A 20,670-nucleotide genomic window follows, 5' to 3' on the forward strand; every position below is an offset into this window, starting at 1 on the left:
CATCGCGGTCGAAGCACCACCACAGCACCACAGACTTCAGAAGCTAGAAGGAGGAAGAATGAAACACAGCAAACGGTTTGGCCTGGCGATCGGCGCGATCGCAGCGGCAAGCGCACTCGTTCTGACCGGTTGTTCGGGATCAGGTTCACCGAGCGACGGCGACGCTGACTCGGGCGAGCTGACCCCGGTCAAACTCCAGCTCCAGTGGGTCGCGCAGGCCCAGTTCGCCGGGTACTACGCGGCCGTCGACCAGGGCTACTACGAGGAGGAGGGCCTCGACGTCGAAATCCTCGAGGGCGGCGCCGACATCGTGCCGCAGGACGTCCTGGCCGCAGGAGATGCCGACTACGCGATCTCCTGGGTCCCCAAGGTGCTCGGTTCCATCGAACAGGGCGCGAACATCACGAACGTCGCCCAGATCTTCGAACGCTCCGCCACGACGCAGATCTCGTTCAAGGACAAGAACATCACCTCGCCGGCGGACCTCGCAGGCAAGAACGTGGGCAGCTGGGGTTACGGCAACGAGTGGGAGCTCTTCGCCGGCATGCAGAAGGAGGGCGTCGGGCTCGACGACATCAGCCTCGTCCAGCAGGCGTTCGACATGAACGGATTCCTCGCCGGAGACATCGACGCCGCGCAGGCCATGACGTACAACGAGTACGCGCAGGTGCTGGAGAGCGTCAATCCGGACACCGGTGAGCTGTACCAGCCCGAGGACCTCAACGTCATCAACTGGAACGACGTCGGAACGGCGATGCTCCAGGACGCCATCTGGGCCGACACCGAGAAGCTCGACGACGAGGACTACGCCGACACGACGGTGAAGTTCATCAAGGCGTCCATCAAGGGCTGGGTCTACGCGAAGGACAACCCGGAGGAAGCCGCGGCGATCGTCACGGCAGCCGGTTCGACCCTCGGCGAGAGCCACCAGCTCTGGATGACCAACGAGATCAACAAGCTGATCTGGCCGTCGACGAACGGGATCGGCCTGATCGACGAAGCGGCCTGGGAGCAGACCGTCGAGATCGCGCTCGGCACCGAGAACGAAACCGGCGCGACGATCATCACCACCGAACCGCCCGAGACGGCGTACTCCAACGAGTACGTCCAGCAGGCGCTCGATGAGCTGGCAGAAGACGACGTCGACACCTCAGGCGCCGACTTCGAGCCCATCGAGGTCACCCTCAACGAGGGCGGCAACTAGCACCACCGGCCCAGGGCGGCTTCCGCCGTCCTGGGCCTCCACCAGCAACACACTCACGCACAAAGGAGATGTCGTGGCACTCACGCTTACATCCGAGACCAACCAGCAGACGCTCGACCTCGATCGCGCCCACGTCTTTCATTCCTGGTCGGCACAGGGTTCGCTCAAGCCGCTCGTCCTGGCCGGGGGGCTGGGGAGCCGCGTCTGGGATTTCGAAGGCACCGAGTACCTCGACTTCTCCAGCCAGCTCGTCAACGTGAACATCGGCCACCAGCATCCGGCCGTTCTGGCCGCCATCAAAGCCCAGCTCGATCAGCTCACCACGGTCGCGCCGTCGACAGCGAACCTCACCCGCGGGGAGGCGGCGAGACGCATCACCGACCTCGCCCCAGACGGCTTCAACAAGGTCTTCTTCACCAACGGCGGGGCGGATGCCAACGAGAACGCCATCCGGATGGCCCGCCTGCACACGGGCAGGGACAAGGTGCTGTCGACCTACCGGTCGTACCACGGCAACACCGGCGCTGCGATCGTCGCGACGGGCGACTGGCGGCGGATGCCCAACGAATACGCGCGCGGGCACGTGCACTTCTTCGGGCCGTATCTGTACCGTTCCGAGTTCTGGGCGACGACGCCCGAACAGGAAGCGGAACGCGCCCTGCACCACCTCGAGCGGGTGATCCAGGCGGAGGGCGCCTCGACCATCGCCGCCATTCTGCTGGAGTCGGTCCCAGGAACCGCAGGCATCCTCGTGCCGCCGCCCGGCTACCTGGCCGGAGTGCGTGCGCTCTGCGACCGCTACGGCATCCAGCTCATCCTCGACGAGGTGATGGCCGGTTTCGGCCGCACCGGTCGCTGGTTCGCCTTCGAGGGGTACGACGTCGTGCCCGACCTCATCACTTTCGCGAAGGGAGTGAACTCCGGCTACGTGCCCGCCGGGGGCGTGATCATCTCCGACCCCATCGCAGCCGACTTCGACGAGACCGTGTTCCCCGGCGGGCTGACTTACTCCGGGCATCCGCTCGCCATGGCGTCGATCGTGGGGGCGCTCGACGCGATGGCCGACGAGGGCATCGTCGAGAACGCCGCCCGCATCGGGCGGGAGGCGATCGGGCCTGCGCTCGCCGGGTTGGCCGAGAAACACGAGCTCATCGGCGAGGTGAGGGGAGAGGGTGTGTTCTGGGCGATGGAACTCGTCGCCGACCGCACCACCCGCGAACCGCTTCCCGCGGCAACGATGGCGCAGCTCAAGGCCGCGCTCGTCGGACGCGGCCTCCTGCCGTTCGTGCAGGACAACAGGATCCACGTGGTGCCCCCGTGCACCGTCACCGACGACGACGTCGCCGAGGCCATCGCTGCCTACGACGCCGTCTTCACCACTGTCCAGGGAGGACACGCATGACCGTTTACATCAACCACTTCATCGCGGGCACGACCGCTGAGGGCGAGTCCACGCGCACCGCACCCGTCTTCAACCCGGCGACCGGTGCCGTCGCGAAAGAGGTCCGGCTCGGCAGCACCGCCGACGTCGACACAGCCGTCCAGGCCGCTGCGGCGGCGTTCCCGGCGTGGAGCGAGACGTCCCTGTCGAAACGGCAGGCCGTGCTGTTCACGTTCCGGGAACTGCTCAGCGCACGCAAGGGTGAGCTCGCCGAGATCCTCACCTCCGAACACGGCAAGGTGCTGTCGGATGCCGGCGGAGAGATCGCCCGCGGCCTCGAAGTCGTGGACTTCGCCACCGGCATCCCTCACCTGCTGAAAGGCGAGCACTCGGAGAACGTGTCGACCGGTGTCGACGTGTACACCGTGAAGCAACCGCTCGGCGTCGTGGGGATCATCAGCCCGTTCAACTTCCCGGCCATGGTTCCGCTCTGGTTCTTCCCGCTGGCGATCGCCGCCGGGAACACCGTCGTTCTGAAGCCCAGCGAGAAGGACCCGTCAGCCGCGGTGTGGCTCGGCGAACTGCTCAAGGAAGCCGGCCTCCCGGACGGTGTCTTCAACGTCGTCCACGGTGACAAGGAAGCCGTCGACGCGATCCTCGAGCACCCGGTGATCCAGTCGGTGTCGTTCGTCGGGTCAACCCCGATCGCCCGCTACATCTACGAGACGGCGGCGAAGCACGGCAAGCGGGTCCAGGCACTCGGCGGCGCGAAGAACCACATGCTCGTCCTGCCCGACGCTGACCTCGACCTCGCCGCCGACGCCGCGGTCAACGCCGGTTTCGGCTCGGCGGGCGAACGCTGCATGGCGATCAGCGTGCTCCTGGCCGTCGACACGATCGCGGACGACCTCGTCGCCCGCATCGCCGAGCGGATGTCCGCGCTCACCACGGGCGACGGGCGTCGCGGCTGCGACATGGGGCCGCTGATCACCGAGGTCCACCGCGACAAGGTCGCCGCGTATGTCGACGTGGCCACGACGGACGGAGCAACCGTCGTCGTCGACGGCCGGAACCCCGAGGTCAACGGTGAGGACGGCGGATTCTGGTTCGGGCCCACCCTGATCGATCACGTGCCGACGTCGTCGACGGTCTACAGCGACGAGATCTTCGGGCCGATCCTCTCGGTCGTGCGGGTGTCGAGCTACGCCGAAGGGCTCGGAATCATCAACGACAGCCCGTACGGCAACGGAACGGCGATTTTCACCAACGACGGCGGCGCTGCACGACGGTTCCAGCGGGAGGTGACCGTGGGCATGGTCGGCATCAACGTGCCGATCCCCGTGCCGGTGGCGTACCACTCCTTCGGCGGCTGGAAGCACTCGATGTTCGGCGATGCCAAGGCGTACGGGCCGCAGGCCGTGGAGTTCTTCACCCGCGAGAAGGCGATCACCAGCCGCTGGCTCGACCCGAGCCACGGCGGAATCAACCTCGGCTTCCCCGAGCACGACTGACCCGGCCGCGAGTTGCTGGGGTTGAGGGGGTCTGATCCCGACTAGACCCCCTCAACCTCGGCAGCTCGCGGGATGTGGGTCCGTTGCAGCGCTGCCGCCTCCCGTTGCAGCGCGTCGGCCACGGTGCGCACGGCGAGGCGTTCTGCCTTGTCCGGGCGCATCAGCGCGACGATGTGGCGCGACATGTCGACGCCGATGAGGGGGCGAGTGACGATGCCGCTGTCCGGGCCGGATGCCGTGAACCGGGGGATCAGGCTGATCCCGATGCCGGCGGCGACGAGCGCCTCGGTGATTCCGCTGTCGGTGACGCGCTGCACCACGGTCAACGACGCGCCAGTGACAGCTTCGATCTCGTGCAGGAGGCGGTCGAACGGATAACCCTCCGGGACGCCGATCCACGGCTCATTCACGAGGTGGTCCGGCGTCAGCTCGTCCACCTCCGCCAGCGGGTGCCCGATGGGAAGCGCGATGTCGAGCGGTTCGCTGAGGAGGTACAGGTTGCGCAGTCCGCGGCCGCTCCAGGATCGTCCGCCGGGAACCGAGTGCGCGAGCACGATGTCGAAGTCGGCGGTCAGCGCAGGAAAGTCCTCGGTCTCCGGGTCGCGGTCGACCATGGTGACGTCGAGCCCCGGCTGAAGCGACGCGAGCACCTTCGGCAGGAGCATCTGCCCGGCGGTCGGAAAAGTGGTGACCGTGACGGTGCCTGTCGCGTCGTTACGGTACTCGTCCCACACCGCGGCGGCACGCTCGAGGGCGACAGCGATGTCTGAGGCGCTCGAGGCGAGCGCCCGGCCGGCATCCGTCAGGGTCACGCCGCGTCCGCTCCGCTCGGTCAGCGGCACGCCCGCCTCCCGTTCGAGGACCTTGAGCTGCTGCGAGACCGCGGAGGGCGTGCGGTGGGTGGCGGCCGCGACGGCCGCAATGCTGCCCCGCTCAGCCAGCTCGCGGAGAAGATCCAGTCGCCGAACATCCATGAAGCAATGCTACTGAATAGGCCAATAGTTCTTCGCTTGTGCTGAATAGTTGAAGGAGACACTATTGAGGAGTAGCCAGCGGCACCCACCGCGCGCTCTCACCCACGGAAAGGGCTGGAATCCTCATGTTCGTCTTCTTTGCAGGAATCATCGCCCTCAGCGTCGCCGCCATCGCCGGCAGTGTTGTCGTCGTCAAGCGTGACGGCTACCGTCGGGTGCCGACCCGCACGTACGTCCTTCTGCCGTAAGGCAGGCTCTTGCGAACTCGCCGGGACGTTCTGGTCGCGGCATTCGGCGCTCGGAACCGCACATCGCTAAACTGGCGGGTGTGACCGACGCGCGCCAGCAACTTATCGAGTACATCACGGCAGATGCCGTCTTCCATGGGGACTTCACCCTGACCAGCGGCAAGAAGGCGACATACTACGTCGACCTCCGCCGGGTCAGCCTCGACCATCGTGTCGCGCCGCTGATCGGACAGGTCATGATCGACCTGATCGAGGACATCCCCGACGTCGTCGCGGTGGGTGGCATGACCATGGGCGCCGACCCGGTCGCCGCCGCCGTCCTTCACCAGGGCGCCGCCCGTGGCCTCGCCTACGATGCGTTCGTCGTGCGCAAGGAGCCCAAGGACCACGGCCGGGGCAAGCAGGTCGAGGGTCCCGACCTCGCAGGCAAACGCGTTGTCGTGCTCGAGGACACGTCGACCACCGGAGGATCCCCGCTGGCCGCGATCGAGGCGCTCAAGAAGGTCGGCGCCGAGATCGCCGGCGTGGCCGTCGTCGTCGACCGCAACACCGGGGCCCGCGAGATCATCGAGGCCGCCGGCTACCCGTATTACGCTGCGATCGGCCTGTCCGACCTGGGGCTTGAGTGATGTCTGACGATACCCGCCGACCGGACGAGGACAAGACGCCGGTTGACCCGCCCACCGGAGAGAACGAGGTCGGCGGCGCTGACTGGCTGCTCTCCCAGCTTGACGCGGCGCCGACAGGTCAATTCGACACCACCCCGCCGAAGGACGCCGACGGTACCTCCGCCCCGGGCCGAGCAGGGGATAACCCGGTGCTGGCGTGGTGGCGCGACAAGCTCATCGCCGCCGACGGCCTGGTCAATCCCGAATCACGCCCGGATGGGGGCGACACCGACGACAGCGAGCCTCCCCGCCCTGAGCCGGCGCCCCAGCCGCGCCCGGCCAAAAAGAAACCAAAGGCGCCCGTCGACGATGAGGCCGCGTTCGTTCCCGAGGCGGCCTTCCTTCCCGAGCCCGCCTGGATTCCCTTGCCGTCGAACCGTGACGCTCCGACCCCGGATGCCGCACACACCGACACGGCAGGATCGGACGTTCACGACGACGCTGACCGGAGCTGGAGCCTCGGCGCTGACGACACGTTCGAACCCGAACTCGAGGACGAAGCCGAAACCGGTCTGATTCCGTCGGTCGAGCCCCCGCTGTTCAAGCCGCGGTCAGCGCGCGACCCCCTCGTTCCGGACGTCGAGCCGACCGACGCCGACCTTGCTGCCGGGCCTGCCGGGCGCGACGATGAACCCGATGTTGTGCCCGTGCCCGCGCCTGCTTCGGCGTTCCGTCCGGAGCCGACCGAGCCCGCGGCGCCCGCGAGGCCCGACACCGACACCGACACCGACACCGAGAACGACACCGACGACCTCGACAACTTCAGCTGGAAGCTCTCCCGGAACGAACAGCTCGACCCGCTGATCCACCGCGATACCGCTGGTGCCACCGAGGTGCCGGACGAGAAGTGGAACGACGGAATGACATCCGTTCTCCCCGTCGTCGACGCGGATTCCGACGACACGGATTCGGACGACACGGATACCGAAGACACCGTCCCGAGCCGTCGCGAGGACGCAACACCTGCAGAGCCCGTGATCATCCCGGGCCGGGCCGATTCCGGTGCACCGGGGCCGCGCCGCCAGACCTACACCGGCCCCGCGACCGAGCCGGCGTCACCGGGAACCCTGGGCCTGCCGCCCGGCCCCGCACGGCGACCTCTCCGCCCGGCGCGTCCCGCTGGTCCCGCTCGCGCAGGGGGAGCGCGGGCATCCCGTCCCGTCGTCCTCGGGGCGATCGCCGTCGTCGCGCTCCTCGTTCTCGGCGGGTTGTTCTTCCTCGGCTCCCAGCTCCCCGCCCTGCTGGCCGGCCCCGCGGCGACACCGACTGCAACGCCCACCCCGACCCCGGCCCCAACGGAAGAGCCGACGGCTCCCGCGGCGCCCGCCGGTCCCGCCGCGCTCGGCGAGCAGGACTGGGCCGTCCTCGCCGGCGGGGAATGCATCGACCCGTACTCGACGCCGTGGGCTGAAACGTTCACCATCGTCGATTGCGGCGCCCCCCACGCGGCGCAGATGATCGCCACCGGCCCGGTGAACGAGGACCCGGCAGCCGCCTACCCCGGCGAAGACGCCATCCTCCAGCAGATCTACCTGTGGTGCAGTGCCCCGGGCGTCCTCGACGCTGCGGCAGCGAGTGAGTACTCAGACTTGCAGGTTCAGGGCACCTACCCGGTCTCGGAGGAGCAGTGGGCTGATGGAGAACGCAACTACTTCTGCTTCGTCAATCGCTCGAGCGGTGAACCGCTGACCGGGTCCGTCGCCGCACAAGGCTGACGGGCGGTCAGACGACCTCTGACTCGACCGGATGGGGTTCGAGCAGGTCGACCACGCCGCCGAGGATCTCCGACGGGCGGAACGGGTACTTGTTGATCTCCGTCTGGTCGCTGATGCCGGTGAGCACGAGGATCGTGTGAAGCCCCGCTTCGATTCCAGCGACGACATCGGTGTCCATCCGGTCGCCGATCATTCCGGTGTTCTCGGAGTGGGCGCCGATCTTGTTGAGCGCCGAGCGGAACATCATCGGGTTGGGCTTGCCCACGATGTAGGGCTCTTTGCCTGTGGCCTTCGTGATGAGGGCGGCGATCGCACCGGTCGCCGGCATCGGGCCGTCCGCACTCGGCCCCGTGGCATCCGGGTTCGTGGCGATGAATCGCGCACCGTGATTGATCAGGCGGATCGCCTTGGTGATCGCCTCGAACGAGTAATTGCGGGTCTCGCCGACGACGACATAGTCCGGCGCCGTCTCGGTCATGATGAAACCGGCTTCGTGCAACGCGGTCGTGATGCCCGCTTCGCCGATGACGAAGGCGGAGCCACCGGGCATCTGGTCCTTGAGGAACGCAGCGGTCGCGAGCGCTGACGTCCAGATGAACTCCTCGGGCACCTCGAGGCCCGACGCGCGCAACCGGGCGCTGAGGTCGCGGGGGGTGAAGATCGAGTTGTTCGTCAGCACCAGGTACGGCTTTCCCTGGTCTCGCCACTGCTGCAGGAGCTCAGCGGCTCCGGGCAGCGGACGGTTCTCGTGCACCAGGACGCCGTCCATGTCGGTCAGCCAGCACTCAACTTCATCGCGTCTCGTCATGCAAGAAACTCCTTCGCTCACAGCCAGTTTAGGGTGGCGGGCCACGGGTCAGGCGCTCAGCCAGATCGCCGAGTGCGCCGATGCCGTGAGCCTGACGCGCGTCGATCCGACGAGCAGGGCGCCGTTTCGAACCGAGACCGTCGTGCCGACATCGATGCCGGATGCCTCCAGCTCGCGCAGCAGGGACGGGTCGCGGTCGCTGATCCGCAACACGCAGCCGGTATGCCCGTCGCTGGCGTCCTCCAGCAGCACGGCGCGCTCACGACGCACTGTTCCGTCCGCAGCGGGGATGGGGTCGCCGTGCGGATCCCGGTCGGGGTGCCCGAGCCGTTCGTCGATGCTCGACAGCAGGCGGTCGCTGATCGCGTGTTCGAGTACCTCGGCTTCGTCGTGGACCGCGTCCCAGCCGTATCCCATCTCCTTCACCAGCCAGGTCTCGACCAGCCGGTGTCGCCGCACGACGGCGACAGCCTGGGCGGTTCCGGCCGGGGTGAGCGAGATCGCGCCGTAGCGGACGTGGGTGACGAGGCCCTGCGCGGCGAGCTTCTTCACCATCTCGGTGACGGTCGACGGCGCCAGTCCGAGGCGGGTGGCGAGGGCCGACGGGGTGATGGCATCCGCCTGCCATTCGGTGTGGGAGTAGATGGTCTTGAGGTAGTCCTCGACGACCGGCTTCGACGGTTTCATGAGCTGACCAGACTGCCCGCGCGTGAGCGGAGGCGCACCGTCACGACCCCGCCACGCGGGCCGAAGAGGAAGGCAAGGCAGAACAGCACAGCCTGCGCGAGAACGACCGAGCCGCCGGTCGACCAATCCGCGTAGAAGCTCACATAGACGCCGGCCAGGGCGGCGACGCAGGTGGCCGCGGTGGCGACGGCGAGCATGCCGCCCATGCTCCTGGCGACGAGGTACGCCGTCGCGCCCGGGATGATGAGCATCGCGACGACGAGCACGATGCCGACGGCCTGGAGGGTGACGACGACGGTGAGCGCGAGAAGGCCGAGGAGCATCACGCGGAGCAGGCGGGTGTTGATGCCGATCGCGTGCGCATGGAGGGGGTCGAACGCGAAGAGGGTGAAATCCCGTCGCTTCACGAGGAGCACGGAGCAGGTGAAGAGCCCGATCACCGCTACCTGGAGGAGGTCCTCGGGGCCGACGCCGAGCACGTTGCCGAAGAGGATGTGCGCCAGGTCGATCTGGCTCGGCGTCACCGAGATGAGGACGATGCCCAGGGCGAACAGGCTGGTGAAGACCACGCCGATCGCGGCATCCGCCTTGATTTTCGTGTTGGACTGGATGCCGCCGATGAGGGCGACCGCCCCCACCCCGAAGAGGAAGGCGCCTACCGCGAACGGCCAGCCGATCGCATAGGCGAGAACCACGCCGGGCAGGACCGAGTGCGACACGGCGTCACCCATCAGAGACCAGCCGATCTGTACGAGCCAGCACGACAGCAGCCCGCAGGTCACGGCGGCGATGAGCGTCGAGGCGAGGGCCCGCGCCATGAAGCCGTACTGGAGCGGGTCGGTGATCCAGGCGAGGAGGGCGTCGATCATGACCGGACCCCGAACGCCAGGGCGAGCCGGTCGGGGGTGAGCGCCTCATGCGGCGGGCCCTGGAACAGCACGTGGCGGTGGAGCAGGATGACGTCGTCGCAGAGCTCGGGAACGCCGCCGAGATCGTGGGTGGAGAGGAGGATGGTGCGTCCTTCCGCCCGCAGCTCCCGCAGAAGCACGGTGATGGTGGCCTCGCTGCCGGTGTCCACGCCCGCGAACGGTTCGTCGAGGAGGAGCAGCCGGGCGTCCTGGGCGATGCCGCGGGCGACGAAGGCTCGTTTGCGCTGCCCGCCGGACAGGGCGCCGATGCTGCGGGAGGCCAGGTCGGTGAGGCCGACTCGCTCGAGCGCCGCATCGACGGCATCGTGGTCTGCCCGTCGCGGGCGCCTGGAGAAGCCCATCCGGCCGTACCGGCCCATCAGCACCACGTCACGGACGGAGACCGGGAAGTTCCAGTCGACGGACTCCGATTGGGGAACGTACGCGACGGCATTCGATCCCCGCGCCGCGCCGTTCGAGGTGCCGAAGATCCTCACGCGACCGGCCGCCGGTTTCACGAGTCCCATCACGCTGGCGTAGAGCGTCGACTTGCCCGATCCGTTCATGCCGAGAAGCCCGGTGATCGTGGCCGGCGTGACCTTGAAACTCACGTCGGACAGGGCGGTGACCTCGCCGTACCGGACCGTGAGGTTCTCGACCGAGATCGCCGCGGTCATGCGGGGCCCAATCCGCGGGTGATGAGCTCGATGTCGTAGCGCAGGAGGTCGAGGTAGGTGGGAACGGGTTCGCCGGCCGAGAGGGAGTCGACGTAGAGCGTGCCGCCGAACCGCGTTCCCGAGTCCGTGACGACCTGCTGCTGGGCGGCGTCGCTGACCGTCGATTCGCAGAATACGGCCGGAACGTCACGCTCGCGCACCGTGTCGATCAGCCGTGCCGCCTGTTGCGGGGTGCCCTGCCCCTCCTGGTTGACCGCCCACAGGTAGCCCTCGTCGAGGCCGGCATCCCTCGCGAGGTAACTGAAAGCGCCTTCGCAACTCACGAGCATGCGCTTCTCCGGCGGAAGCGACGCGACAGCGGCGTCAAGCTCATCGGCGGCGGCACGGAGCTTCGCCGTGTAGGCGGCCCCATTCGCCTCGAACGTCGCCGCCGCGGACGGCACGAGGTTGGAGAACGCCGTCACGAGGTTGCGAACATACGTCTCGGCGGCAACGGGCGACATCCAGGCGTGCGGGTTCGGCCGGCCCTCGTAGTCGCCGACGGCGATCGGGATCGGCTCGACCCCCTCGCTGAGGACGACGGTCGGCGCCTCGACATCGGCCGTGAACTGCTCGAACCAGCTCTCCAGGCCCAGGCCGTTCGCCAGGAGGAGGTCCGCCCCTTCGGCGCGGGTGAGATCCGAGGGCGTCGGCTCGTACCCGTGGATTTCGGCCCCGGCGCGGGTGATCGATTCCACCCGGATGACGTCGCCGGCGACGTTCTCGGCGAGATCCTGCAGCACGGTGAAGGTCGTCAGGGCGAGCGGGCGGGGGTCTGCCGCCGCGGGGGCGTCGGCAGACGACGAGCATCCGGTGCACACAGCGAGAACGGACAGCGCGAACGCAGCCCAACGGATCCCCACAGGTTTCGGCATGCCGAAACCTTAGCAAGATTTCGGCGTACCGAAAAGAGCAATCGGGGCTCTCCGTCGTGTAGGACTGGACAGGAAGCAGTTGCTCGCCGAAGGAGGTGTCCCCGTGACGGCTCCGTCGCCCGTGCTTGCCCTCGACGCCCTCGGCAGGGGCGACGTCGCGCTCGCCGGTGGCAAGGGCGCCAACCTGGGGGAACTCGTCCGAGCCGGCTTTCCGGTGCCGCCGGGCTTCGTGGTCACGACTGACGCCTATGCCCGCGTGGCGGAAGAGCTCGACATCGCCGGCTGGTACCACGCCGGCGACGCCGCAGCGATCCGCGCCGCGCTGGCCTCGGTGGTCGTCCCCGCCGACCTGCGTACCCGGATCACGGAGGCGTATGACGCCTTGGGCAGCGGACAGGTCGCCGTACGCTCCAGCGCAACCGCCGAAGACCTCCCCGGCGCCGCTTTCGCCGGCCAGCAGGACACCTACCTCGGCATCGCGGGCGCGGATGCCGTGGTCGACGCGGTCCGGCGCTGCTGGGCGTCGCTCTGGACCGACCGGGCCATCGCCTACCGGAAGCGGCTCGGGATCGCTCCCGACGAGGTCGCGATCGCCGTCGTGGTCCAGTCGCTCATCGACGCGGATGCCGCGGGGGTGCTGTTCACCGCGGACCCGGTCACCGGGCATCGCGGTCGTCTCATTCTCGACGCGAGCGCCGGTCTGGGGGAGTCCGTCGTCTCCGGGCTCGTGACCCCGGATCACCTCGTCCTCGACGAGCACGGGTCGCTCCTGAGCTGGACACCGGGGCGTCGTGAGGTGGTGATCCGGCCGACCGCCGACGGCGTCCGGCACGAGGCCGGCACAGCAACGGCAGAGCCGCTCCTCGAGCCCACAGAGATCGCGGCGCTGGCCAGACTCGGAGCAGCTGTGCAGGCGCACTTCGGGCGCCCGCAGGACCTCGAATGGGCGCTCGCCGACGGCAGCGTGTTCCTCCTCCAGGCCCGGCCGATGACCGCGCTTCCTCCGCCGCCGATCCGGCTGAATCCGATCCAGAAGCGGGTGGCGTCTGTCCTCCTCGACTACCTTCCGGTGCGCCCGTACCCGCTCGACGTCACCACCTGGTGGCGGTTCGGCCCGGCCGGGCTCATGCTCGCCATCGCGCGCGGGCTCGGCATCCACATCGACGAGGCCAGGGTGCTCCCCGAAATCGACGATGTCGTCTACCGGTTCGCGCCGCCGATGCCGCAGCTCACGCCGAAGGCTCTCACCGCCCCGTTCCGCATCCTCTGGCGCGCCGCCCGGCACGACCCGGCCCGCTGGCACGATGACCCCCACTACGTGCGATTCGAAGCCGCGGTGAACAAGCTGCGCGCGGCGAGGCCGGAACGGATGCGATGGGGCACACTCCTCCGCGTCCCGGCAGCGGTCGCCGCGGCCATCACGCCGATCACCAAACTCCGTGCCGATTACCTTCCCGGCTCGGCCTTGGCGATCGGCCGGCTGCTGGCCATCCTGACCCTGCTCGGCAAGCGACGGCTGCTGGGGAACCTCCTCGTCGGAGCGCGCACCCGCACCACCGACGGGAACGACGCCCTCCTGCGCCTCGCTGCCGAGATTCGGAGTACGCCGTCACTCCAGGCGGTCTTCGCCCACGATCCCGCCGACATCGAGGGCGCCCTCGCCTCGCTTGCCGGTGCCGACCACTTCCGGGCGGGCTTCGCGTCGTTCCTCCACGAGTACGGCCACCGTGAGACCGTGAGCCCGGTGCTCGCGTCCTCGCCGACCTGGTCGGAGCAGCCCGTCGTCGCCCTCGGCCTTCTCGCCGTGCTCGCCACCGCCGAGGACCCGAACCGCACGTCACCCGCGGGCGACGCAGAATCGGAGCTCTTGCGGCATCCGCTGCTGGCGCGGGCCGCCTCGAGGCGCCGCGTCCTGCGCATCCTCGAGCGGGCGAGGGAAGGCATCCGGTTTCGGGAGGATTCCCACTTCGAGTTCCTGCGACTGCTGCCACCGTTGCGGTCGGCCCTGCTCGAGATGGGTCGGCGGCTGGTCGCTTCCGGGTTGATCGCCATCCCGGAGGACGTCTTCCACCTGCGCCTCGAGGAGCTCCAGACGATCGCCGATCCGCAACGGATGCCGTCGGCGCAGGCGGCGAGGCTACGGTCAGCCATCCGCCGGCGTGCGGCGCGGAGGGACGAACTCGCGTCGGTGAAACTTCTCGACCTCTCACAGGTCTTCCCGGCACCGACCGGCGGAGTGCTCGTGCAGGGCAGCCCGGCCAGCGGCGGGGTGGCTACCGGACGGGTGCGCATCATCCGGGACGCCACCGATTTCGGCACGCTGCAGAGCGGTGAGATCCTCGTCTGCCCGTACACGAACCCGTCGTGGACGCCGCTGTTCTCGCGCGCTGCCGCCGTGGTCGTCGACAGCGGCGGTGTCGGATCGCACGCCGCCATCGTCGCGCGGGAGTACGGGCTGCCCGCGGTGATGGGCACGGGGGCCGCCACGACGGTGCTCACTCCCGGTCAGCTGGTCACCGTCGACGGGAATACCGGCCGGGTGACGGCCACGGACGCGGGCGGGACCCGGCCGCGCGGTTAGGCTGGGAGGGTGCCCGAGAATACCGAGAATCCCAGCCACGAGCTGTCGACGAACGGCGTCGGCCCGTGGCAGGGGGACTGGCCGGAGGAGACCTGGTTCGACCCCGACCTGCTGATCCACGGCGACACCCGCAACGTCATCGACCGGTACCGCTACTGGAAGCTCGACGCGATCGTCGCCGACCTCGACGAGCACCGGCATCCGTTCCACGTCGCCATCGAGAACTGGCAGCACGACATGAACATCGGATCGATCGTGCGCACCGCGAACGCGTTCGGCGCCGACACCGTGCACATCGTCGGCCGCCGTCGCTGGAACAAACGCGGTGCGATGGTCACCGACCGGTACCAGCACGTTCTGCACCACCCGGATGTCGCGGGGCTGGTCGAGTGGGCACGCGCGGAGAACCTGCCGATCCTCGGCATCGACAACGTGCCCGGGTCGGTGCTGATCGAAACGTTCAGTCTTCCCAAGCGCTGTCTGATGCTGTTCGGGCAGGAGGGCCCGGGGTTGTCTCCCGAGGCCATCGCCGCCTCGGACGCTGTTCTGGAGATCAGCCAGTTCGGGTCCACCCGCTCGATCAACGCGTCAGCAGCGGCGGCCGTCGCCATGCACGCCTGGGTGATGCAGCACGTCAGCTTCGCGGCGCTCGAGAACTGATCGTCGGTGGAACGCCCCGAGGGGGTAGCGTGAGGCCATGACTGAGATCACCGATGATCTGCCCGCCATCCTCCTCCGTGAGGAACACGCCGGCTGGAAAGCCATTCTCGAGGGCCGTGGCGGTGAGCACTACGCGCGGGCGATGACCCGTGACGGCCTGATGATCGTCGAGGGAGCCTCGATCGGTCGCGCCGACGTCGCCGGTTCCTTCGCGGGAACCGTGCCGTGGGACGCCTACGAGATCCACGAGCCCGCCATTATCCGGCTCGGTGATCACGCCGGGATCGTCGCCTATCGCGCGGTCGCGAAACGTGGCGACGAAAGGGTTGAACTCCGCATGGCGACGACCTACGTGTATGGCGGTGGTAGCTGGCGCGTCGCTTTACACCAGCAGAGTCCCGCCTAGCAACGCTGGCGCGGTCGGCGTCTCGTTGTCTACGCTGAAGCAATGCACAGCCACCCGACCGGCTTCGCTCGAGGGGCACGCCCATGATCAGGTTCGACGCGGTATCGAAGAAGTTCCCGGATGGGACGCTCGCCGTCGAGAACTTCAGCCTGACCATTCCATCGCGGACGACCACAGTCCTGGTCGGGTCGAGCGGCTCAGGCAAGACGACCCTGCTGCGGATGATCAACCGCATGGTCGACCCGACCGCCGGGAGTATCCACATCGACGACGACGACATCTCCACCCTGGAGCCGGTGAAGCTCCGGCGCAGCATCGGTTACGTCATGCAGAACTCGGGCCTGCTTCCGCATCGCACTGTGGCAGACAACATCGCCACGGTGCCCCTGCTTTCCGGTGTGAAACGGGGGGAAGCGCGAGAGGGTGCGCTCACGCTGATGGACACGGTCGGCCTCGACCGCTCGCTGGCCGCGCGTTACCCGTCGCAGCTGTCGGGCGGCCAGCAGCAGCGGGTCGGCGTGGCCCGGGGACTGGCCATCGACCCGAACATCCTGCTGATGGACGAGCCGTTCGGGGCTGTCGACCCGCTCGTCCGCAGTGAATTGCAGCAGGAACTCCTCCGGATCCAGAAGGATCTCGCCAAGACGATCGTCTTCGTCACCCACGACATCGATGAGGCGTTCCTGCTCGGCGACCAGGTCGTGCTGCTGAGAACCGGCGGACAGGTCGCCCAGGTCGGCACTCCGGCTGAGATCCTCGCCAACCCGGCGGACGACTTCGTCAACAACTTCATCGGCGCCGACCGGGGCCGGCGGGCGCTCCGGATCGAAGAGGTGTCCGGGCGCCAGGTGGTGATCGACGGAACCGGCCGCCTTGCCGGCATCCTGAACGACGGCACACCGACATGACCTGGGTGTTGGCGAATCTCGAGCAGATCTGGGCGCTCACCCTTGACCACATCCTGCTCAGCATTCCGCCGATCCTTCTCGGGTTTGTGATCGCCGTGCCGATCGGCTGGCTCGCTCACCGCTACCGCGTGTCACGCGGGGTGCTGCTCACCGTGTGCGGGCTTCTCTACACGATCCCGTCGCTCGCCCTCATCGTGGCCATGCCGACCGTGCTCGGCACCCAGATCCTCAACCCGGTCAACCTCATCGTCACGCTGACGATCTATGCTGTCGCCCTCATGGTGCGCACGGCGACGGATGCCTTCGACGCGGTCTCGGGGGATGTCACCCAGTCGGCCACCGCCGTCGGGTTCGGTGGCTGGCGCCGGTTCTGGCAGGTCCAGGTGCCGCTCGCGGGCCCGGTGCTCCTCGCCGGACTTCGCGTCGTCTCCACCAGCACCGTCAGCCTCGTCACGCTCGGCGCCCTCGTAGGGATGTCGGGGCTCGGGTATTTCTTCACGAACGGATACCAGCGCCAGTTCCCCACCGAGGTGCTGACGGGGATCGTCGGAACGGTGCTCATCGCTGTGCTGTTCGACGCGCTCCTCGTCCTCGCGGGTCGTCTGCTGCTGCCATGGGCGCGCGTCGACGCGGCTGCCAGGCGCAACGCCCGTACCGCCCAGACCAAGGCGGTCGCCGCATGAACGCCTTCGCCGACGCGTTCGCCTGGATCGGCGATCCGGCCCACTGGACGGGGCCAGACGGCATCCCGACGCGCGTCATCGAGCACCTCGGCTACTCGGGACTCACCGTGTTCATCGCAGTTCTGCTCGCGGTGCCCCTCGGACTCTACATCGGGCACACCGGGAGGTTCCGTGGCGTCTCGATCGGTGCGACGAGCGCGCTGCGGGCGCTACCCACCCTGGGTCTGCTGACGTTTCTGGCCATCGCGTTCCCCTTCGGCATCCGGCTGGCCCTCATCCCGACCGTCATCGTGCTCGTCCTGCTCGCGATCCCGCCGCTGCTCGCCGGCGCGTACTCGGGGATCGAGTCGGTGGACCCCCGAACGGTGGATGCCGCGCGGTCTATGGGCATGACCGAGTGGCAGATTCTGAGGAAGGTCGAGATCCCGCTGGCGCTGCCGCTCATCATCGGGGGAATACGGTCGGCCGTGCTGCAGGTTGTCGCTACAGCAACCGTTGCCGCGTACATCTCACTGGGAGGTCTTGGCCGATACATCATCGACGCACTTCCGGTGCGTGACTACACCAAGGTGCTCGTCGGGGCGCTGCTGGTCACTCTCCTCGCGCTCGTACTCGAGGCGATTCTCATCCTGATCCAACGACTGACCGTTCCGGCCGGGGTTCGGGCAATCCGAGCGAAGGCACCACTCCGAACACCTCGGAAGTCTCCGCACATCGCAACAGCCTCCTCACAGACCGGCTGAACGACGAACCCCCACACAGTAAGGAAATTCGATGTTCTTTTCACGACGCGGCCGTCTGGCCGCCGCAGTTCTTGCCGCGGGCACCGCGCTCGTCCTGACCGGGTGCGGTGCCGGTGGCGACCCTCTCGCTACAGGGGACACCCCGTCGGGCGACGCCGAAACCATCCTCGTCGGTTCAGCGGGTTTCGCCGAGTCGGAGATTATCGCGCAGATTTTCGCGCAGGCGCTCGAGGCCAACGGTGTGACCGTCGACTTCCAGGGGCAGATCGGTCAGCGCGATGTCTACATCGCGGCGCTGGAGGACGGCTCGATCGACCTCATCCCTGATTACAGCGGCAACCTGCTGCAGTTCTTCGACGAGGACTCCGAGGCGAAGTCAAGCGACGAAGTCTACGCCGCGCTCCCCGATGCACTGCCGGAGGGCTTCGAGGTGCTCGACCAGTCCGAGGCAGAAGACAAGGACAGCTACAACGTCACCAAGGAGTTCAGCGCAGACAACGGGGTCACCAGCCTTGCCGACCTCGCCGGGCTCGACGTTCCCCTCATCGTCGGCGGCAACCCGGAACTGGCCGAGCGCCCGTACGGCCCGAAGGGGCTGACTGACGTTTACGGTGTCGACGCCGCAAAGATCAGCTTCGTTCCGATCAGCGACTCGGGCGGACCGCTCACCACGGCGGCGTTGCTCGACGGCACCGTCAACATTGCTGACATCTTCTCGACCACCCCGTCGATCAAGGAGAACGGCTTCGTCACGCTGGAGGACCCGGAGAACATGATTCTTCCGCAGAACGTGCTGCCGCTCATCAACTCCGAGAAGGCATCCGACACCGTCAAAGACGTCCTGAACGCGGTTTCGGCCGAACTCACGACCGAGGATCTCATCGAGCTCAACACCCGTAATCAGGGCGATGAGAAGGCTTCTCCTGAGGTGCTTGCCAAGGACTGGCTCGCCGAAAAGGACCTCTTCTAGGCTGGCGTCGACCCGAAGCGGGTGCCGGGGGGCACCCGCTTTGGGTTGGTGCGACTCACCCTTACCCGCCAGACATATCCGACTTTTTCTGTCACGATGAGACAATGCGTTTGCCTTTCCGATCTCTCATAGCGGCTGTCTCCCTCGCGGTCGTCGTTGGAGCGGTCGGGATCTCTGTGCCCGCGTCGGCTGCTACCAGCTACCCCAGCTGGGAAGACGTCCAGAACGCCCGGGCGAACGAATCCGCCAAGCAGGGGCAGATCGACACCGTCAAGAACCTGATCGAATCGCTCCGCACGGCGTCGGCCGAAGCGCAGCAGACCGCGGCGGCCGCTGCCGCCGAATATCAGGAAGCGCTGTTCGTCGCCCAGCAGGCAGAGCAGAAGTCCGCCGACCTGAAGACGCAGCTCGAAGCAGCCCAGGCGACGGCCTCGGTGTCGGCCCAGCAGGCCGGGTCGATGTTCGCCCGGATGGGGCGAACCAATACCTTCGACGTGACCGCCAGCCTGCTCGTCGATTCCGACAACGCCGGCGACACGCTGTACAAGCTCGGGGCCATCGATAAACTCGCCGGCCTGTCCTCTCAGCTCCTCGATGAGGCGAAGCAGGATGCCAACCAGGTCACGTCCCTGAGCGAGCAGGCGGTGGTCGCCGCAACGGTGCTCGAAGAAGCGCGGGCCGACTCCGAACTGAAACTGAAGGCAGCCGAAGACGCCGCTGCCATTGCCGCGGCCGCTGTAGCTGAGCAGGAAAAGCACGAACAGACCCTGCTGGGTCAGCTCTCGTTCCTCCAGGGCGAAACGGCGACCATCGAGGCCGGCTATGCCGCGGGCGTCGAAGCGGCGCGGAAGGCCGCTGAAGAGCGTGCTGCGCGTGAGCGGGCGGCGGCAGCGGCGGCGGCGGCAGAAGCAGCCAAGAGAAACAACAGCAGCAGCAGCAGCAGCGGCGGCGGTGGTGGCGGTGGTGGCGGCAACGGCTCGAACGCCGGGGCCACCGGAACCTACTTCCAACCGTCGGCCCAGGGTTGGTGGCGTCCACTGCCCGGTTACATCAGCTCGTGGTACGGCAACCGCCCGATCCTCTGCGGCGGTTACGGCTGCTCGGTCTCGTTCCACGCAGGGATCGACTTCGCCAACGCCTGCGGCACGCCGATGAAGGCTGTGGCCCCGGGTGTCGTGACCTCCGCGAGGAACGACGGAGCCTTCGGGTACCGCGTGATCATCGACCACGGTGGCGGAGTGCAGACCTACTACGGACACATGCAGGCTGGCTCGTTCAGAGTCAGCCCGGGCACTCAAGTCAACGGCGGTACCTTCATCGGTAACGTCGGAGAAACCGGCGTCGCGACCGGCTGCCACCTCGACCTGAAGGTCTACGTCAACGGCAGCCACGTCAACCCGGCTCCGTTCCTCCGCGCTCGCGGCGTCTCGCTCTAGCGATAGCGGGTGCCTGCCCACGCCGGTCTCAAGGGACGCGGTAGGCTGGTCGGGTGACTGGAGAAAACCTGCTTGGAGTACCGGAGACCCGCCTGCCAGCGGAACCGGAGGTTGTGGACGCCCTCGACCGCTCCACGACGGTCGAAGACCTCGCCGCCGTCGCCGCAGCACACCCCACATCGTCACTGGCCTGGGCCCGTCTCGCCGAGGCTTCCTTCGATTCGGCTCACCCGATCGCCGCGTATGCCTACGCCCGGGTCGGCTACCATCGCGGTCTCGACGCGCTGCGCAAAGCGGGTTGGCGCGGCCAGGGGCCGGTGCCGTGGTCGCATGAACCCAACCAGGGCTTCCTTCGGGCACTGTATGCCTTGCGCAACGCGGCGGATGCCATTGGCGAGGTCGACGAAGTGACCAGACTCACCGAGTTCCTGCGTGACGCAGATGAGACAGCACCCGCGCGGATCGAAACCGAGGGCTTGCCCCTGGGGCCGCCGCCCTCGACCGAAGTGTTCTTCGTTCGCGGGCAGGACTAGGTCGACGTCGTCGTCGACCGCGGCGTAACCCAATTTTTTCAGGCTAAGAAGGAGC

20 protein-coding genes and 1 pseudogene are annotated in these 20,670 nt (G+C 67.8%); 15 read left to right on the forward strand and 6 right to left on the reverse strand.

Annotated elements, in window-relative coordinates; all coding sequences use genetic code 11:
* Window positions 1-58 precede the first annotated feature (58 nt).
* The 3 genes from ABIE24_RS03765 to ABIE24_RS03775 all read left to right on the forward strand — a co-directional run bounded on the left by ABIE24_RS03765 (window position 59) and on the right by ABIE24_RS03775 (window position 4,096).
* Window positions 59-1,204 (forward strand): ABC transporter substrate-binding protein, encoded by a 1,146-nt coding sequence (locus ABIE24_RS03765; RefSeq protein ID WP_354496959.1) that lies wholly within the window; start codon window positions 59-61, stop codon window positions 1,202-1,204.
* Window positions 1,205-1,277: 73 nt separating this feature from the next.
* Complete coding sequence (locus ABIE24_RS03770) at window positions 1,278-2,606, forward strand: aspartate aminotransferase family protein (RefSeq protein WP_354496961.1); 1,329 nt, start codon at window positions 1,278-1,280, stop codon at window positions 2,604-2,606.
* Window positions 2,603-4,096, forward strand: coding sequence for a CoA-acylating methylmalonate-semialdehyde dehydrogenase (locus ABIE24_RS03775; RefSeq protein WP_354496963.1), 1,494 nt, complete (start codon window positions 2,603-2,605; stop codon window positions 4,094-4,096). Before ABIE24_RS03770 ends, ABIE24_RS03775 begins: the two co-directional genes overlap by 4 nt.
* A 41-nt stretch (window positions 4,097-4,137) precedes the next feature.
* On the opposite strand, the gene ABIE24_RS03780 is transcribed toward ABIE24_RS03775, so the two are convergent.
* Complete coding sequence (locus ABIE24_RS03780) at window positions 4,138-5,070, reverse strand: LysR family transcriptional regulator (protein WP_354496965.1); 933 nt, start codon at window positions 5,068-5,070, stop codon at window positions 4,138-4,140.
* A 125-nt stretch (window positions 5,071-5,195) separates the two neighbouring features.
* Here ABIE24_RS03780 and ABIE24_RS03785 point away from each other — a divergent pair, with 125 nt between their 5' ends.
* From ABIE24_RS03785 to ABIE24_RS03795, 3 genes are all read left to right on the forward strand, one after another.
* A complete protein-coding gene (locus ABIE24_RS03785) occupies window positions 5,196-5,318 on the forward strand; it encodes a hypothetical protein (RefSeq protein ID WP_354496967.1) in 123 nt (40 codons plus the stop codon).
* 80 nt (window positions 5,319-5,398) lie between these two features.
* Window positions 5,399-5,947 carry an orotate phosphoribosyltransferase gene (gene pyrE / locus ABIE24_RS03790; protein WP_354496969.1) on the forward strand — a complete coding sequence of 183 codons (549 nt, stop codon included), beginning with the start codon at window positions 5,399-5,401 and terminating at the stop codon, window positions 5,945-5,947.
* Entirely contained in the window at window positions 5,947-7,701 is a 1,755-nt protein-coding gene (locus tag ABIE24_RS03795) for a hypothetical protein (protein ID WP_354496971.1), read from the forward strand. The genes pyrE and ABIE24_RS03795 overlap by 1 nt, the downstream gene beginning before the upstream one ends.
* A 7-nt stretch (window positions 7,702-7,708) precedes the next feature.
* Here ABIE24_RS03795 and ABIE24_RS03800 read toward each other — a convergent pair whose 3' ends face one another.
* From ABIE24_RS03800 to ABIE24_RS03820, 5 genes are read right to left on the reverse strand one after another with little or no spacing between them, the layout of a single operon-like run.
* Window positions 7,709-8,509 (reverse strand): HAD-IIA family hydrolase, encoded by an 801-nt coding sequence (locus ABIE24_RS03800; RefSeq protein ID WP_354496973.1) that lies wholly within the window; start codon window positions 8,507-8,509, stop codon window positions 7,709-7,711.
* Window positions 8,510-8,557: 48 nt separating this feature from the next.
* A complete protein-coding gene (locus tag ABIE24_RS03805) occupies window positions 8,558-9,196 on the reverse strand; it encodes a metal-dependent transcriptional regulator (protein ID WP_354496975.1) in 639 nt (212 codons plus the stop codon).
* Complete coding sequence (locus ABIE24_RS03810) at window positions 9,193-10,065, reverse strand: metal ABC transporter permease (protein ID WP_354496977.1); 873 nt, start codon at window positions 10,063-10,065, stop codon at window positions 9,193-9,195. Before ABIE24_RS03810 ends, ABIE24_RS03805 begins: the two co-directional genes overlap by 4 nt.
* Window positions 10,062-10,781, reverse strand: a complete 720-nt coding sequence (locus tag ABIE24_RS03815) for a metal ABC transporter ATP-binding protein (RefSeq protein ID WP_354496979.1) — start codon at window positions 10,779-10,781, stop codon at window positions 10,062-10,064. Before ABIE24_RS03815 ends, ABIE24_RS03810 begins: the two co-directional genes overlap by 4 nt.
* A complete protein-coding gene (locus ABIE24_RS03820) occupies window positions 10,778-11,695 on the reverse strand; it encodes a metal ABC transporter substrate-binding protein (protein ID WP_354496981.1) in 918 nt (305 codons plus the stop codon). The genes ABIE24_RS03815 and ABIE24_RS03820 overlap by 4 nt, the downstream gene beginning before the upstream one ends.
* Window positions 11,696-11,798: 103 nt before the next feature.
* On the opposite strand from ABIE24_RS03820, the gene ABIE24_RS03825 reads away from it, so the two are divergent.
* From ABIE24_RS03825 to ABIE24_RS03865, 9 genes and pseudogenes are all read left to right on the forward strand, one after another.
* The gene (locus ABIE24_RS03825) at window positions 11,799-14,276 is read left to right on the forward strand and encodes a PEP/pyruvate-binding domain-containing protein (protein WP_354496982.1); all 2,478 of its coding nucleotides are present in this window, start codon (window positions 11,799-11,801) and stop codon (window positions 14,274-14,276) included.
* Between the two features lie 9 nt (window positions 14,277-14,285).
* Window positions 14,286-14,936, forward strand: a complete 651-nt coding sequence (locus ABIE24_RS03830) for a TrmH family RNA methyltransferase (protein WP_354496984.1) — start codon at window positions 14,286-14,288, stop codon at window positions 14,934-14,936.
* Between the two features lie 37 nt (window positions 14,937-14,973).
* The gene (locus tag ABIE24_RS03835) at window positions 14,974-15,342 is read left to right on the forward strand and encodes a DUF4440 domain-containing protein (protein WP_354496985.1); all 369 of its coding nucleotides are present in this window, start codon (window positions 14,974-14,976) and stop codon (window positions 15,340-15,342) included.
* A gap of 167 nt (window positions 15,343-15,509) precedes the next feature.
* A pseudogene (locus ABIE24_RS03840) lies at window positions 15,510-16,250 on the forward strand (ABC transporter ATP-binding protein); the annotation flags it as partial.
* Entirely contained in the window at window positions 16,247-16,933 is a 687-nt protein-coding gene (locus ABIE24_RS03845) for an ABC transporter permease (protein WP_354496989.1), read from the forward strand. The pseudogene ABIE24_RS03840 and the gene ABIE24_RS03845, both read left to right, overlap by 4 nt.
* The gene (locus ABIE24_RS03850) at window positions 16,930-17,676 is read left to right on the forward strand and encodes an ABC transporter permease (RefSeq protein ID WP_354496991.1); all 747 of its coding nucleotides are present in this window, start codon (window positions 16,930-16,932) and stop codon (window positions 17,674-17,676) included. The genes ABIE24_RS03845 and ABIE24_RS03850 overlap by 4 nt, the downstream gene beginning before the upstream one ends.
* A gap of 31 nt (window positions 17,677-17,707) precedes the next feature.
* On the forward strand, window positions 17,708-18,646 hold the full coding sequence (locus ABIE24_RS03855; protein ID WP_354496993.1) for an ABC transporter substrate-binding protein: 939 nt from the start codon (window positions 17,708-17,710) through the stop codon (window positions 18,644-18,646).
* A 104-nt stretch (window positions 18,647-18,750) separates the two neighbouring features.
* On the forward strand, window positions 18,751-20,082 hold the full coding sequence (locus ABIE24_RS03860; protein WP_354496995.1) for a peptidoglycan DD-metalloendopeptidase family protein: 1,332 nt from the start codon (window positions 18,751-18,753) through the stop codon (window positions 20,080-20,082).
* Between the two features lie 53 nt (window positions 20,083-20,135).
* Complete coding sequence (locus tag ABIE24_RS03865) at window positions 20,136-20,615, forward strand: DUF3151 domain-containing protein (RefSeq protein ID WP_354496997.1); 480 nt, start codon at window positions 20,136-20,138, stop codon at window positions 20,613-20,615.
* The last annotated feature ends 55 nt before the right edge of the window (window positions 20,616-20,670 follow it).

It is taken from the genome of Mycetocola sp. 2940 (genome assembly GCF_040548835.1).
In the GTDB taxonomy this organism is placed as follows: Bacteria; Actinomycetota; Actinomycetes; order Actinomycetales; family Microbacteriaceae; genus Mycetocola_A.

Bases quoted from the DNA above. Each gene is read 5' to 3' on its own strand.
- ABIE24_RS03765 (WP_354496959.1), top strand. From the start codon at position 59: ATGAAACACAGCAAACGGTTTGGCCTGGCGATCGGCGCGATCGCAGCG.
- ABIE24_RS03775 (WP_354496963.1), top strand. From the start codon at position 2,603: ATGACCGTTTACATCAACCACTTCATCGCGGGCACGACCGCTGAGGGC.
- ABIE24_RS03780 (WP_354496965.1), bottom strand. From the start codon at position 5,070: ATGGATGTTCGGCGACTGGATCTTCTCCGCGAGCTGGCTGAGCGGGGC.
- ABIE24_RS03785 (WP_354496967.1), top strand. From the start codon at position 5,196: ATGTTCGTCTTCTTTGCAGGAATCATCGCCCTCAGCGTCGCCGCCATC.
- ABIE24_RS03795 (WP_354496971.1), top strand. From the start codon at position 5,947: ATGTCTGACGATACCCGCCGACCGGACGAGGACAAGACGCCGGTTGAC.
- ABIE24_RS03800 (WP_354496973.1), bottom strand. From the start codon at position 8,509: ATGACGAGACGCGATGAAGTTGAGTGCTGGCTGACCGACATGGACGGC.
- ABIE24_RS03805 (WP_354496975.1), bottom strand. From the start codon at position 9,196: ATGAAACCGTCGAAGCCGGTCGTCGAGGACTACCTCAAGACCATCTAC.
- ABIE24_RS03810 (WP_354496977.1), bottom strand. From the start codon at position 10,065: ATGATCGACGCCCTCCTCGCCTGGATCACCGACCCGCTCCAGTACGGC.
- ABIE24_RS03815 (WP_354496979.1), bottom strand. From the start codon at position 10,781: ATGACCGCGGCGATCTCGGTCGAGAACCTCACGGTCCGGTACGGCGAG.
- ABIE24_RS03820 (WP_354496981.1), bottom strand. From the start codon at position 11,695: ATGCCGAAACCTGTGGGGATCCGTTGGGCTGCGTTCGCGCTGTCCGTT.
- ABIE24_RS03835 (WP_354496985.1), top strand. From the start codon at position 14,974: ATGACTGAGATCACCGATGATCTGCCCGCCATCCTCCTCCGTGAGGAA.
- ABIE24_RS03845 (WP_354496989.1), top strand. From the start codon at position 16,247: ATGACCTGGGTGTTGGCGAATCTCGAGCAGATCTGGGCGCTCACCCTT.
- ABIE24_RS03850 (WP_354496991.1), top strand. From the start codon at position 16,930: ATGAACGCCTTCGCCGACGCGTTCGCCTGGATCGGCGATCCGGCCCAC.
- ABIE24_RS03855 (WP_354496993.1), top strand. From the start codon at position 17,708: ATGTTCTTTTCACGACGCGGCCGTCTGGCCGCCGCAGTTCTTGCCGCG.
- ABIE24_RS03860 (WP_354496995.1), top strand. From the start codon at position 18,751: ATGCGTTTGCCTTTCCGATCTCTCATAGCGGCTGTCTCCCTCGCGGTC.